Raw genomic sequence first — 13612 nt, forward strand, 5'->3', positions numbered from 1 at the left:
TGCGCCCGCCTTTTTCGCTTTAATACATTAATTCATTATGGTGAAAATCAAACCTTTTTGCGGGATACGTCCCCCGAAACAGTATGCGTCCGAAGTGGCGTCGCGCCCCTACGACGTGTTGAATTCCGCCGAGGCCAAGGCCGAGGCCACCGAACGCTCGTTGCTGCACATCATCAAGCCCGAAATAGATTTCGAGCCTATTGCCGACGAACATTCGCAGGAGGTTTACGACAAGGCGGTCGAGAATTTCCGTGCATGGCGTGAGAAGGGCTGGCTCGAACAGGATCCCGGGGAGTATTATTACATCTATGCGCAGACGATGGACGGCCGCACGCAATACGGACTGACCATGTGCTGCCATTACGAAGACTACCTCTCGGGGGCGATCAAGAAACACGAACTGACGCGTCCCGACAAGGAGGAAGACCGCATGATCCACGTCCGCAACCAGCAGGCCAATATCGAACCGGTGTTCTTCGCCTATCCCGACAACGCCGAGATCGACGCCATCGTGGCCGACGTGGTGAAGAACAACGACCCGGAATACGATTTCACGGCTGCCGACGGCTTCGGCCATAAGCTGTGGGTTATCCGCGACAAGAAGACCAACGACCGTATCACGGAGATTTTCGCGGGCATCCCGGCGCTCTATGTCGCCGACGGGCATCACCGCACAGCCGCCGCGGCGCGCGTGGGACAGGAGTGCCAGGCAAAGAACCCCGGCCATACGGGCAACGAGGAGTATTGCTATTTCCTCGCCGTGACTTTCCCCGCGGGGCAGCTTCGGATCATCGACTACAACCGCGTCGTGAAAGACCTGAACGGCCTGACGCCGGAGCAGTTGCTCGAAAAGCTCGCTGAAAGTTTCACGGTCGAGGACAAGGGCACGGAGGAGTACCGTCCGACGGGGCTGCATAATTTCTCGATGTATCTCGGCGGGCACTGGTACAGCCTGACGGCCAAGCCCGGGACATACGACGACAACGACCCGATCGGTGTGTTGGACGTGACGGTGCTGTCGAACCTCGTGCTGGACAAAATACTGGACATCAAAGACCTGCGCACGTCGAAGCGGATCGACTTCGTGGGCGGAATCCGCGGTCTGGGCGAGCTCAAACGCCGTGTCGACAGCGGCGAGATGAAGGCGGCGTTCGCCCTCTACCCCGTTTCGATGCAACAGCTCATCAACATCGCCGACACGGGTAACATCATGCCCCCGAAGACGACGTGGTTCGAGCCGAAACTCCGCTCGGGCGTGGTGATCCACTCGTTCGAAGAGTAACCGCCCCGCGATGGTCGGGGGCCGGTAAGTCATTCAACCCTCGGGGAACCGCCTGTCCGGCGCGTTTTCGAACCCCTGTCCGAAGGCGGAATAAAATGGCGGAAATATTTTGTACGCAGTGCGTTCGGGCGGGTTATTCCGGGCGCACTGCTTTCATTTATCCGTTTTTCATGATAAGATTTGTTGCATTCGTTTAGAATTTCCGGGATTTTTTCTTATATTTGTAAGGAACTTAACAATACTACGGCTTATGGCTAAAATAAAAGGAACAATCGTTGTCGACAAGGAACGGTGCAAAGGGTGCGGGGTCTGTGTGGCTTCGTGTCCGTGCGACGTGCTGGAATTGTCGGCAGAGGTGAACAGCAAGGGCTATCCCATATCCCGGATGGTGAATCCCGATGCCTGCACGGGGTGTGCTTCGTGCGCGGTGATTTGCCCCGATAGCGTCATCACGGTTTATCGTCAAAAATTCGAGTAGCTATGGCAGAGAAAGAGGTAAAACTGATGAAAGGCAACGAGGTGATAGCCCATGCGGCGATTCGCTACGGTTGCGACGGATATTTCGGGTACCCGATCACTCCCCAGTCGGAAGTGATGGAGACACTGATGGAACTCAAGCCGTGGGAGACCACGGGCATGGTCGTGCTGCAGGCCGAATCGGAGATCTCGTCGATCAACATGGTCTACGGCGGCGCATCGACCGGAAAACGGGTGATGACCTCGTCGTCGAGCCCCGGCATCAGCCTGATGTCCGAGGGGCTGAGCTACCTGGCGGGGGCGGAACTGCCCTGCCTGGTGATCAACTGCCAGCGCGGCGGCCCGGGGCTGGGTACGATCCAGCCTTCGCAGGGCGACTATTTCCAGGCCTGCAAAGGCGGCGGCCACGGCGATTTCCACATGATCGTACTGGCGCCCAATTCGGTGCAGGAGATGCACGACCATGTGGCCGAGGCGTTCGACCTCGCGTTCAAATACCGCAACCCGGCGATGATCCTCGCCGACGGGGCGATCGGTCAGATGATGGAGAAGGTGGTGCTCGCGCCGCAGCGTCCCCGCAAGACCGACGAAGAGATCGCTGCCGAGTGCCGCTCGTGGGCTACCTACGGCAAGCCTGCCGACCGCAAGCGCAATATCGTGACGTCGCTGGAGTTGCAGTCCGAGAAGATGGAGATCATCAACAAGCGCCTGCAGGAGAAATACAAGGCGCTTGAAGAGAACGAGGTGCGTTATGAGGAGATCGGCTGCGACGATGCGGATTACGTGATCGTGGCGTTCGGTTCGTCGGCCCGTATCTGCTCGGCCACGGTCGAGATGGCACGCGCCGAAGGGCTGAAGGTCGGCCTGCTGCGTCCGATCACGCTCTATCCTTTCCCCAAGAAGCCGCTGGCCGAACTGGCCGCGCGCGGTGTCAAAGGCTTCCTTTCCGCCGAGCTCAATGCCGGCCAGATGGTCGAGGACGTGCGGCTGGCCGTGAACGGCGTAGCTCCCGTCGAGCATTTCGGCCGTCAGGGCGGTATGATGTTCGCGCCCGACGAAGTGCTCGCGGCGCTCAAGGAAAAACTGATTAAAAAGTAAAGGCTATGGCAGAGGTTGAAATCAAAAACGAAAACCTGGTTTACGCGAAACCGAAGCTCATTACCGACAACGTCATGCACTACTGCCCCGGCTGCAGTCATGGTACGGTACATAAACTGATCGCCGAGGTCATCGAGGAGATGGGCTTCGCGGAAAAGACCGTAGGCGTTTCGCCCGTGGGCTGCTCCGTATTCGCATACAATTATATCGACATCGACTGGATCGAGGCCGCCCACGGACGCGCCCTGGCCGTAGCTACGGCGGTGAAAAGGCTCTATCCCGGCAACCTGGTCTTCACCTACCAGGGCGACGGCGACCTGTCGGCCATCGGCACGGCGGAGTCGATCCACGCGGCCGCACGCGGCGAGAACGTCGTGGCGATCTATATCAACAACGCCATTTACGGCATGACGGGCGGCCAGATGGCCCCGACTACCTTGCTGGGTATGAAGACCGCGACGACGCCCTACGGCCGTGACCCGCGCCTGAACGGCTATCCCTACAAGATCGCCGAGATGATGGCGCACCTCGACGGTGCCACCTTCATCACGCGCCAGAGCGTGCATACGCCCGCCAACGTGCGCAAGTGTAAGCGTGCGATCCGCAAGGCGTTCGAAAATTCGATGGCCGGCAAGGGCTTTTCGCTCGTGGAGGTCGTTTCGACCTGCAACAGCGGCTGGAAACTCTCGCCCGTGGCCTCGAACGAGTGGCTCGAACAGAACATGCTGCCCTACTATCCGCTGGGCGATATCAAGGACGTAAAATAAGGGATGCTATGAAAGAGACTTTAATTATCGCAGGGTTCGGGGGCCAGGGCGTCCTCTCGATGGGGAAGATACTGGCCTACTCGGGCGTAATGCAGGACTTCGAAGTCACGTGGATGCCCTCGTACGGCCCCGAGATGCGCGGCGGTACGGCCAACGTGACGGTAATCCTTTCGGACAGGAAGATTTCTTCGCCGATCGCCCACGAGTTCGATACGGCCATCATCCTGAACCAGCAGTCGATGGAGAAATTCGAGCCGATGGTCAGGCCCGGCGGCATCCTGATCTACGATACGAACGGTATCACGCGCCATCCCGTGCGCGAGGACATCGAGGTCTATGCGATCGACGCCACGGCCGAATGCGCCCGGATGGGACAGGCCAAGCTGTTCAATACGATGATTCTGGGCGGGTACCTCAAGGTGCGCCCCGTCGTCGAGATGGAGAACGTGATGGTCGGCCTCAAGAAGTCGCTGCCCGAACGTGCGTGGAAGATGCTTCCCGCCAACGAGGAGGCGATCCGCCACGGCGGCGAGATCATCCGCAAGATACGCTGACGGAGCAGGGTTCCGATGGGTTCCCGAAGGAAAGAGCGGCAGGCCATGTGCCTGCCGCTCATGTATTTGACAAGGGACCTCCCGTTTTTCGCGCCCCGTTCCGCCCGACGTGCGTTCCCTAGATTCGTTTCTTAACCTTGTACCTTGTGCCCCGTCCCCTTCTGCCTGTCCGCCGTGTTTTTCCCGTCACCCGCTTTCCAACCCCGTTGGCTGAGCCTGCCCCGTATTCCGGCTTTGGGCCTCCATCGGTGCGATGTCCTTTCCGGACGCCGCGATCGTCCGGGAAAGCCGGGCCCTACCCAAAAGCGCCGTTTGTGTATACGCTTCCGTATTCCCGCGTAAACCAGAGGGTTCCGGATTAGGAATATTCCTGTGAAAACCGTAATTTAGTAGAAAGATCCCCGGTTCGCATCCATCGGCACCGACTTTGCGGGCCCCGGCATAAAACTAATATTTCGGATTATGGAAAAGAACGAACAGCAACTGCCGCGCCTGGGTGAACCCGTCCCGGCATTCGAAGCGATGACAACACAGGGAAAGATCAGCTTTCCCGCCGATTACAAGGGCAAATGGGTGATCCTGTTCAGCCACCCCGCCGACTTTACGCCGATATGCACGTCCGAGGTACTCACGTTCGGCGCCCGTACGGCCGAATTCAGGGCTTTGAACTGCGAACTGATCGGATTGTCGGTCGACAGCCGCAACAGCCATATCGCATGGCTGCGTACGATCCGTGAGAAGATCGAATACCGGGGCATGAAGGATATCAAGGTCGAGTTCCCGATCATCGACGACGTGTCGATGAAGGTGGCGAACCTTTACGGCATGATCCAGCCCGGTGAAAGCCAGACGGCAGCCGTGCGTGCCGTATTCTTCGTCGATCCCGAGGGCAAACTGCGCGCGATGATCTACTATCCGCTGGCTCTGGGACGCAATTTCGAGGAGATAAAGCGTGTCTTGGTGGGTTTGCAGTCCATCGACGCATTCGGGGTCGCCATGCCGGCCGACTGGCGTCCGGGCGACGAGGTGATCGTCCCGATGCAGGGCGAGGATATGGACGACCAGCCCGAAGGGGTAAAATGCTACGACTGGTTCTTCTGCACCCGTCCTCTCCCGAAGGAGGAGATCGAGAAAAAACTCGGCAAAGGCATAGCTATCAAGGGATAGTCCGGTTCCGGCCGGCAATGTAAAAGGGGGGGGAGGCTTTACAAAGCCCCCCCCCTTTTCGTTGAATACGCCGCGCCTCCCGGATCGGAAGCCCAACAGCCGGTTATGCTCCGGGAGCCTGTCGTGTGCCTGCTGACGGCGGTTCCGCGGCCGTCGCTTTCGCTTGGGCGATCCTTCGGCGGTAGAAGGCCCGCAGGTCATCCCATTTGTAGTACGGCGGCCTTGCGGAGGCGAGCGGAAGATACATTTCATGTTCGTTGTGGAGTATCCTGACCAGGATGTCGGCTGTCCCCTCTTTCCGGTAAAAGATCATCTGGATGTTGGCCGCCATCGGTGAAATACGGTAATCGCGCCATGCGTCCGCGATCAGATCCGGATCGGAAACCTCGGCCGTGCAGCCGTCGAAAGCCATCAGGCAGGTCAGAGGCATGAGGTTGCCGTCGTGCCCGAAGCGCAGGTCGGCCGAGGGCACGCCCCGCACGAGCGCACTGTCGGCGCGGGCGATGATCTCTTCGAGCAGCGCCGTCGCATAGCGCAGGGCATATCCCCGGTTGAGCGCCCCGGGGCCTCGCTGGTGGTAGAAACGGTAGTTGACGCACTCCCAGACGGCATACAGTTCTTCGGGGGTGAACAGGTCGCGGAACGTGATTCCGCTGCGGGTGTCTTGTTCGTTTACGGCCAGAGCCCAGAGCTGTTGCATCAGCTCCCGCGGGTCGATGTCCGCCGGAGCTTTCCCGCCTGCGAATAACCTGGCCATCAGGCGCTCCGGATGCATCCGGCTCTCCCGGAACCTCTCTTCGGCCTGTATCCAGCTCTCGCTTTTCAACAGGTTTAGGTACTCCGGGGCGAGCCCGGGGTTTGCCGCCGTGCTGAAAAAGTTCAGGTAGCGGGTCGTGCGGTTGTTGGCCGTCCGCGTGATTTCCAGTTCCGGGTTCATCCTCCGCAGCTGGTCGCAGAATGCCGCCATGCTCAGCACGCAGCGTACCACGACGGTCGATTGTGCGTCGACACGCGCGTTGCCCCGGAAGACCTCCGGGTAGGATTCGAACATCCGTTCCGCGATCCCGTAATGCTGTTCGGCACCCAGCGGCGTGAGGTCGCCCGCCCTGCCCTCGCCGTCCGAACAGGCCCGTTCCACGCGGCGTAAAACATCCTGCCCGAACTCCGACAAGGCGCCCTCGCGGGCGGCCTTGCCGAAAGTTTCCAACACCTCCGTATATTCCGACGCCCTGAGCAGCCAGCGTGAGCCGTGGCGACCGTAGTGGCTGATGTAGAAAGGTTCGTAACCTTCGGGCGCGGGAGTCCGGGCCGGATTGTCGTACGTGTAGGCATAGTATACCCCGCCGGCTTTGTCGGGGTCGGCATAAATCTCCTGGCGGGCGTTCTGTCCGGACAGGGGCCATGCACAGGCCGCCAGGCCGAGGCCGAGCAGCAGTTTCGTAAACCGCATGATCCGTACCGTCATCGGAGGTAGGCTCCGGTTCGTTTCAATTCGCTGCGCAGCTTCGCCACGTCGGCCTGCGACGGTTTCACTCCGTCCCGCAGGGCGATGCGTGCGGCGCGTCCGGCGGCTTCGCCGAGGGCCATGCAGGTCGACATCACGCGTGTCGAGGCCATCGCTTCGTGGGTGAAAGAGGCGCAGCGGCCTGCGACGAGCAGGTTTTCGACCTTTGCGGGCACAAGCACCCGGTACGGGATGTCGTAGCAGTCGCCGCAGTATTCCAGCGTGCAGTCCCCGCCTTTGGGATGGTGCAGGTCGACGGGATAGCTGGCTACGGCAATGGCGTCGTCGAAGTGTCGGCAGGCCAGGATATCCCCGGCCGTGAGGACGTATTTCCCGACCGTGACGCGGCTCTCGCGGATACCCATGAACGGTGCCACCCGATCCATCCACGCGTTTTCGAACCCTGGTACGAACTGCCGGAGGTATTTCCGGATTTGGTAAACCTGCTTCCTGGCTTCGATTTCCCCACGAGTGTAGCTCCCGGGATCGGTCGGGTCTACGCCGTTCACACGCGACATGTTGACCCATATTTCGTCCTCGGACATGCCCGTGATAAGGATCGTGCGGGCCACCGGGAGGTCGATCCCCGCCTCGCGCGCCTTGGCGATCTGGTTGCGAAGCCCCACGGTGATGAACTTCTCGTTGCGGAACGACTCCGCAGGCATGATGTCCATGTCGTAGATGTCCGGGTGCTCTGCGATCGCGTCGCGCAGGCGTTGTGTGGCGACACCGCGCATCGAGAACATCAGCGTCGGGGGCTGCATGCCGCCCTCGGCATCGCCCTTGCGGCACTCGACGCCGGCACGGAAGGCCACATCGGCGTCGCCCGTGCAGTCGATCACGGTGCGGGCGAGGATCGCCTCGCGCCCGGCCTTGCTTTCGATGACCACCCCCTTTACCTCGTTGCCCTCCCTGATGACGTCGGTGCAGAAAACATACATCAGCACCTCGACGCCGGCCTCCTCCATCAACTGCTGTGCGAGGGTCTTGCTCTCCTCCGGGTCGATGATCGTCAGGCTTACGTGGAGCTTGCAGGGTCGGTGTCCGCTCGCGGCGCCCCGCTCCTGCAGCCGGTCGATAAACCGCTGCGGGAGCCCCTCGATGATCTGGTTGCCTTTCTGCCCCAGGAATCCCAGGATCGGGAGCCCGATCGTGAGGTTCCCGCCCAGGTAGCCGCGGCTTTCGATCAGCATGACCTTCAGCCCTTCGCCCGCTGCGGCCTGTGCGGCCATGAGCCCCGCGGGGCCCCCGCCGACGATGAGTATGTCCGCCGATGCGCGTACGGGGATGTCGCGGGCGGGTTCGCGGACGGTCGTAATTTTCTTTTCCATGGTTTCGGTTTTTATTTTTGTACAGCTTGTTTTTCCTGCGGGATTTCAGGGCGTGTCATTTTCCAGAGTATCACGACGGCGATCCAGTGCAGGACGCCCATTACGAGGAAAAGCGACGGCCCCATGGTGCTCAGCAGTTGCCCGACGTAGTAGTTGAAGATCGCTCCGCCCACGGCCCCGAAGCCTGCCGTGATGCCGACTACGCTGGCTACGTTGCGTACAGGGAATGCCTCGGCGATCACCACGCAGATCGTGTAGAGCCAGCTCAGGCACATGATGGCGATCAGGCTGAACGAGGCGATGATGGCCGCGACGTTCCAGTACGGCGGCAGGGCGTTGAAATAGGGCGTGAAGATGCACAGGGGTGCCGCGACGGCCACCAGCGTCATCATGCGCTTGCGCGCGCGCAGCGGATCCATGCCCCTTCGTACCATTTTGTCCGACCATGCCGAGGTCAATACGCCGCCCACGGCGCCGAACAGGAACGGGATCCAGCCGACCCATCCCACCTGTATGAGCGTCAGTCCCGAATCCTCCTGCAGGTAACCGGGCAGCCAGAAGAGACAGAAATACCAGACCGGGTCGCTGACGAAACGGATGAGCAGCACGCCCCACAGCGTGCGCGTCTTCCAGAGCCCGCCCCACGTGAAGGCTTTGCCGTGGTGCCGGTTGGCGGCGCTTTCGCTGAGCGTGACGTCGAGTATCTCTTTGGGCGGGTCGGCGTAGACGGCCATCCAAACGATGGCGATCAGGATGCCGATGGCCCCGGCCAGGACGAAGACGTCGTTCCACGGAAAGATCGTCGAGAGCCATGCGATGACGATCGGGGCCACGACCGTGCCGATCGACCCGCCCGCCGTGCAGAGGCTGTTGGCCGTGGCGCGCTGGCGTTTTTCGAACCAGACGGTCACGGCGACGATCTGCCCGGCAAAAATCGTGGGCTCGGCCAGCCCCAGCAGCCCGCGGAAAAAGGCGAACTGCTCCATATTGGTCGAAAGGCCGCCTCCGATGCAGGCCGCCGACCATGCCAGGATGCCCAGAAACATCACCTTTTTCGGGCCGAACCGGTCGACCAGGATGCCCGATATGGGATACATGACGGCGTAGCATATCAGGAAGATGTTGACGATGAAGGCATAGCCGTCGTCGTTCATCTCGAAGGCCGCTTTGATCGTCGGCTTGAGGATCGAAAGCAACTGGCGGTCGAGGTAATTGCAGATGATGGCGATGAAGATCGTCACCACGATCATCCATTTCCGTTTTTCCGGGTTGTTCAGCAGGTTCATGCGTGTCGTCGGTTGTATGGGTTTGCGTGTCGGTTAGCGTTGCGGGAGCCCTCCCTGGGCTTTGTAGCGTTCGTATCGCTGCATGAGCAGCGGGTGGCGTTCCGTGCGGGGCGTATAGCGCCGTGAAGGGAAGTTGCAGAGCGCCCGCTGCGCCTCTTCCACCGAGCCGTAGCAGCCCGCGATGACCGTGGCGTAGACCACCGAACCCATGGCGCAGGCCTGTTTGCAGTCGATGACCGAGATTTCCCGGCCGGTTACGTCGGCCAGCAGCTGCATGACGAAGGGCGATTTCTGCGATATGCCGCCGATCCCCGTGAGGCGCTCGATCGCCACGCCGTTCGCTGCGAGGTGGTCGAGGATCGCCTTCGTGGCGAACGCCGTCGCTTCGGCCAATGCGTAGTATATTTCGGGCGCCGTCGTCGAGAGCCGCAGCCCCGTGAGCGTCCCGGTCAGCTCCGGTGCGGGGTACGGGTTGCGGCGGCCGTTGAGCCAGTCCGTCGCCAGCGGCATGTCCGCCCGGAGCTCCAGCCGCTCAGCCTCTTCGGCGAGCCTGCCCATGATTTTGTCGCGGCACTCTTCGGCCAGCCGCTGCCGGGCCTGCGCGTCGGGTGCCCCAGGCTGCACGAGCAACTCTTCCAGGGGCCAGCACAGCAGGTTCCTGAACCACGCATAGACATCCCCGAAGGCGGATAACCCGGCTTCGAACCCGACCATGCCGGGTACGATCGAGCTGTCCACCTGTCCGAATATCCCTTCGACGAGGCGTCCGCCCATCTCATCCGAAGGCATCAGCGCCATGTGGCAGGCCGAGGTGCCGAGGTTGAGCACGACCGTGCCGCAGCGGATTCCGGCGCCTACGGCTCCCGCATGGGCGTCGATGTTGCCCACCCCTACTACGACCCCTTCGGGAAGTCCGAGCGTCTGTGCCCACGCGGGCGTGATCGTCCCCGCAGCGTGGTCGCACGTGCGGTTCGTCTTGCTGATGTTGCGCACGATGGGTAGCAACGCGGGGTCGAGTGCTTCGAAAAACGCCTCCGGAGGGAATCCTCCCCAGGCCTCGGCCCACATCTGTTTCGACCCTGCGGCGCAATGGCTGGCGCGTATCGCGGAGGGATTGTCCGCCCCGGTGAGCACGGCGGGTATCCAGTCGCAGAGCTCGACCATGGCATATGCGTCGCGGCGGAGCCGCCGGCTGCCGCGCAGCAGGTGCAGGCATTTGGCCCAGAAGCATTCGGCCGAGTAGTGGTTGCCCGAATGGCGGGCATAATTGATCTCGCTGCGGGCGCACAGGGCGGTGATTTCTTCCGATTCCCGCTGCGCCGTGTGGTCTTTCCACAGGACGAACATCGCGTCCGGATCGTCGGCGTATTCGGGGCGCAGCGCCAGCGGCGTGCACGTGCGGTCTACCAGGCACGGCGTGCTGGCCGTCGTGTCGACCGAAACCGCCCTGATATGCGGCGCCGCGTCGGGCCGTGCGGCCACCACTTCGCCTATCACGTGGCGCAGGCCGTCGAGGTAATCCTGCGGATGCTGGCGGAAGCGTGCCTCCGCCGGAGAGCAGTATTCCTGCCTGCCCCAGCGCGGGTAGCTGAATACCGAGTCGGCGATTGTTTCGCCTGTCGCGGCATCCGCCAGAAGGGCGCGCACGGAATCCGTGCCGTAGTCGATGCCTATGACGTATGTTTCCTTCATGGTTTGTTAGGTGTAGATCGTGTTTTTTTGCGGTTGGTTCCGGCTCCATTCCGGCGGGCCGGTAATGCAAAGGTAAAATTATTTTATTCTTTTTATGTTTATTTTATGCTTTATTATTTCTTTTTTTGTATTATTGTGTGTTTTATAGTTTCTATTTGTTTTTATTATGCTTCCATGTGCATTTCTAAATACCCGTTGGAGGCGTTGCAATTTAAGGAGGATCGGTATGAAACGGATTCTGATCGTGTGTGCCGCGCTGTTGCTGTGCGGCATGGCCGTCGCCCGGGGGCGCGGCGTACACCGCGTGGCGTCGTGCAATATCCGGGTGGCCCTGCCGCAGGATGAGGAGGGCGGAAACGGCTGGTCTGCGCGTAAATATGTTTGCGAGCGGGTGATGAAGCGCTGCAAAGCGGATATCTATTGCCTGCAGGAGGTGACCGTCGGCCAGTACGAGGACATGTGCCGGATGTTCCCGGGGTATTTCGTCTTCGGCTACCCGGGCCCCGAGACGGATGCCCTGCCCGACCGGGAGTACCACGGTATCGCCAAGAACCTCGTGATGTTCTCGAAGAGGCGCTATGAAATGACGGGCGCCGGGGTTTACTGGCTGTCGGACACCCCGCTCGTGGGCGGCTCCTCGTCGTGGGGCACGGCCCGCCCGCGCCATGTCAATTGGGTGCGGCTCAGGGATCGCCGTTCGGGGCGCGAGTTCCGGGTGTTGTCCGTGCACCTCGACCATATTTCGTACGAGGCGCGGCTTGCGCAGGTGCGGGCCGTGGCGGACGAGGCGTCGCAGTATCCGCCCGGCGTGCCGCAGGTGCTGGCCGGGGATTTCAACTCCAGGCCTTCGAACCCCGTTGCCGGGGTGCTTGCGGGTGCCGGCTGGGTCGATGCGTTCGTCGAGGCCAACGGCGAAGATGCGGAGCAGATGTCCTTCCACCGGTTCGAGGGCGATGCCTATGAGCCGAAGAAGGGGACGCCCGGGCGTATCGACTTCATTTTCCTGAAAGGCACGGGTATCCGGGTCGTCTCCTCCGCATTGGTAAAAGACTGTGTCGGCGGCAAGTATCCCAGCGACCACTATTTCCTTACGGCGGATATCGTGATCGAATAGCCGTCGCGGAGGGGCGCATTGCGTATGCTTCGGCTGCGAATCCCCCGGTTCGTGCAGTGGCTTCCGGCAGTTGTTGTCCCGGGATGGTTCGGGCGCATGACATCGTTGTCCCGGAATGAAACTCCCCGGCATACGGTCAGACTCCGGCAGTTGTTGTCCCGGGATTGTTCGGGCGCATGGCGGCCGTTGTCCCGGAATGAATATCCCCGGCTCGTGAATCGAGCCGGGGATATTCATAATGTCTTTGTCGGGGCGGGGTGTCTGCGGCCGGGGCATTGCAGGCTGGCGGGCGTCCCTGCCCCGCGCTTTTATTCCCGGAACCTGTACCGCCCTATGTCGCGCAGGCCGAGCAGCAGTTCGCGTACGGCGAGGCGTTTCTTCCCGGCTATCTGAATCTCCCCGAGGGTGATCCAGCCGTCGGCGCAGGCTACGTGGAGCAGCGTGCGGCCGTCGCTTTCGATGCTGCCGGGTTTTTCGCCGTGGGCGGCGGGTTCGAAAGCGGCCGAATATATCTTGGCCGCTTGCGGCATCTGTGAGCCTTCCCTGTATAGTTCCGTCCAGGCTGCCGGATAGGGCGACAAGCCGCGTACGAAATTCACGATCCTGCGCCCGTCCCACGACCAGTCGATCAGGCAGTCCTCCTTGAAGATTTTGGGCGCCGGGTGCAGCGCCGATTCGTCGACGTGCTGCTGTTCGATGGGGCTGATATCGCCTGCGGCGATCCTGTCGACGGTTTCGGTCACCAGCGACGTGCCCCTGTGCATCAGTTTGTCGTAGAGCGAACCCACGTTGTCTTCGGGCAGGATCGGCACACGAACCTGTCCGATGATGGCGCCTTTGTCGATCTCGTGGTTCAGCAGGAAGGTCGTGACGCCCGTTTCCGTCTCCCCGTTGATGACCGCCCAGTTGATGGGCGCTGCACCGCGGTATTGCGGCAGCAGCGAGGCGTGGAGGTTGAATGTCCCCAGGCGCGGCATGGCCCAGATTACCTCGGGCAGCATCCGGAATGCGATGACGATCCCCAGGTCGGGCCGCAGTGCCTGCATCGCCGCGACGAATTCCGGGGCCCTGAGTTTCTCGGGCTGCAATACCGGCAGCCCCAGTTCGAGTGCGGCCAGTTTCACGTCGCTCCGGTGGAGTTTCTGCCCGCGGCCGGCGGGTTTGTCGGGCGTGGTGACCACGCCCACGACGTTATAGCCCCCGGCGACCAGCGCCCGGAGCGACGGCACGGCGAATTCGGGCGTGCCCATGAATACGATACGCAGTTCTTTCGGGTTCATCGTTGTCTGACGTTTTTCCGGCCTGCATCCCGTCTCCGGGCGCGGCCTGTTTCATCGCAC

At 61.3% G+C, this 13612-nt stretch carries 11 protein-coding genes and 1 pseudogene; 7 read left to right on the forward strand and 5 right to left on the reverse strand.

Going from position 1 to position 13612, the window contains the following annotated elements:
* Positions 1-37: 37 nt before the first annotated feature.
* The 6 genes from DW189_RS02125 (at position 38) to DW189_RS02150 (ending at position 5345) form a co-directional block, all read left to right on the forward strand.
* The gene (locus tag DW189_RS02125) at positions 38-1282 is read left to right on the forward strand and encodes a DUF1015 domain-containing protein (RefSeq protein WP_026318363.1); all 1245 of its coding nucleotides are present in this window, start codon (positions 38-40) and stop codon (positions 1280-1282) included.
* Between the two features lie 250 nt (positions 1283-1532).
* On the forward strand, positions 1533-1760 hold the full coding sequence (locus tag DW189_RS02130) for a 4Fe-4S binding protein (protein WP_022333079.1): 228 nt from the start codon (positions 1533-1535) through the stop codon (positions 1758-1760).
* Between the two features lie 2 nt (positions 1761-1762).
* Positions 1763-2857 carry a 3-methyl-2-oxobutanoate dehydrogenase subunit VorB gene (locus DW189_RS02135; protein WP_018695837.1) on the forward strand — a complete coding sequence of 365 codons (1095 nt, stop codon included), beginning with the start codon at positions 1763-1765 and terminating at the stop codon, positions 2855-2857.
* Positions 2858-2862: 5 nt separating this feature from the next.
* On the forward strand, positions 2863-3624 hold the full coding sequence (locus DW189_RS02140; RefSeq protein WP_018695838.1) for a thiamine pyrophosphate-dependent enzyme: 762 nt from the start codon (positions 2863-2865) through the stop codon (positions 3622-3624).
* Between the two features lie 8 nt (positions 3625-3632).
* Complete coding sequence (locus tag DW189_RS02145; RefSeq protein WP_117506706.1) at positions 3633-4178, forward strand: 2-oxoacid:acceptor oxidoreductase family protein; 546 nt, start codon at positions 3633-3635, stop codon at positions 4176-4178.
* A 462-nt stretch (positions 4179-4640) separates the two neighbouring features.
* Positions 4641-5345 (forward strand): peroxiredoxin, encoded by a 705-nt coding sequence (locus tag DW189_RS02150; protein WP_018695840.1) that lies wholly within the window; start codon positions 4641-4643, stop codon positions 5343-5345.
* Positions 5346-5448: 103 nt separating this feature from the next.
* Here DW189_RS02150 and DW189_RS02155 read toward each other — a convergent pair whose 3' ends face one another.
* The 4 genes and pseudogenes from DW189_RS02155 to DW189_RS02170 form a co-directional block, all read right to left on the reverse strand.
* Entirely contained in the window at positions 5449-6810 is a 1362-nt protein-coding gene (locus DW189_RS02155; protein WP_117506707.1) for a histidine-type phosphatase, read from the reverse strand.
* Positions 6807-8180: an FAD-dependent oxidoreductase gene (locus tag DW189_RS02160; RefSeq protein WP_117506708.1), complete on the reverse strand. Its 1374-nt coding sequence runs from the start codon at positions 8178-8180 to the stop codon at positions 6807-6809. The genes DW189_RS02155 and DW189_RS02160 overlap by 4 nt, the downstream gene beginning before the upstream one ends.
* A 269-nt stretch (positions 8181-8449) precedes the next feature.
* A pseudogene (locus DW189_RS02165) lies at positions 8450-9466 on the reverse strand (MFS transporter); the annotation flags it as partial.
* 33 nt (positions 9467-9499) lie between these two features.
* On the reverse strand, positions 9500-11158 hold the full coding sequence (locus tag DW189_RS02170) for a ribulokinase (protein ID WP_117506710.1): 1659 nt from the start codon (positions 11156-11158) through the stop codon (positions 9500-9502).
* A gap of 226 nt (positions 11159-11384) precedes the next feature.
* Here DW189_RS02170 and DW189_RS02175 point away from each other — a divergent pair, with 226 nt between their 5' ends.
* Positions 11385-12272, forward strand: coding sequence for an endonuclease/exonuclease/phosphatase family protein (locus DW189_RS02175; RefSeq protein ID WP_162508163.1), 888 nt, complete (start codon positions 11385-11387; stop codon positions 12270-12272).
* Positions 12273-12580: 308 nt separating this feature from the next.
* Here the strand turns inward: DW189_RS02175 and fmt are convergent, their stop codons facing one another.
* Entirely contained in the window at positions 12581-13552 is a 972-nt protein-coding gene (gene fmt, locus DW189_RS02180) for a methionyl-tRNA formyltransferase (RefSeq protein WP_117506712.1), read from the reverse strand.
* Between the last annotated feature and the right edge of the window lie 60 nt (positions 13553-13612).

Origin of the sequence: Alistipes sp. AM16-43, from assembly GCF_003435745.1 — a bacterium.
In the GTDB taxonomy this organism is placed as follows: domain Bacteria; phylum Bacteroidota; class Bacteroidia; order Bacteroidales; family Rikenellaceae; genus Alistipes; species Alistipes onderdonkii.

Bases quoted from the DNA above. Each gene is read 5' to 3' on its own strand.
- DW189_RS02125 (WP_026318363.1), top strand. From the start codon at position 38: ATGGTGAAAATCAAACCTTTTTGCGGGATACGTCCCCCGAAACAGTAT.
- DW189_RS02130 (WP_022333079.1), top strand. From the start codon at position 1,533: ATGGCTAAAATAAAAGGAACAATCGTTGTCGACAAGGAACGGTGCAAA.
- DW189_RS02135 (WP_018695837.1), top strand. From the start codon at position 1,763: ATGGCAGAGAAAGAGGTAAAACTGATGAAAGGCAACGAGGTGATAGCC.
- DW189_RS02140 (WP_018695838.1), top strand. From the start codon at position 2,863: ATGGCAGAGGTTGAAATCAAAAACGAAAACCTGGTTTACGCGAAACCG.
- DW189_RS02145 (WP_117506706.1), top strand. From the start codon at position 3,633: ATGAAAGAGACTTTAATTATCGCAGGGTTCGGGGGCCAGGGCGTCCTC.
- DW189_RS02150 (WP_018695840.1), top strand. From the start codon at position 4,641: ATGGAAAAGAACGAACAGCAACTGCCGCGCCTGGGTGAACCCGTCCCG.
- DW189_RS02155 (WP_117506707.1), bottom strand. From the start codon at position 6,810: ATGACGGTACGGATCATGCGGTTTACGAAACTGCTGCTCGGCCTCGGC.
- DW189_RS02160 (WP_117506708.1), bottom strand. From the start codon at position 8,180: ATGGAAAAGAAAATTACGACCGTCCGCGAACCCGCCCGCGACATCCCC.
- DW189_RS02170 (WP_117506710.1), bottom strand. From the start codon at position 11,158: ATGAAGGAAACATACGTCATAGGCATCGACTACGGCACGGATTCCGTG.
- DW189_RS02175 (WP_162508163.1), top strand. From the start codon at position 11,385: ATGAAACGGATTCTGATCGTGTGTGCCGCGCTGTTGCTGTGCGGCATG.
- fmt (WP_117506712.1), bottom strand. From the start codon at position 13,552: ATGAACCCGAAAGAACTGCGTATCGTATTCATGGGCACGCCCGAATTC.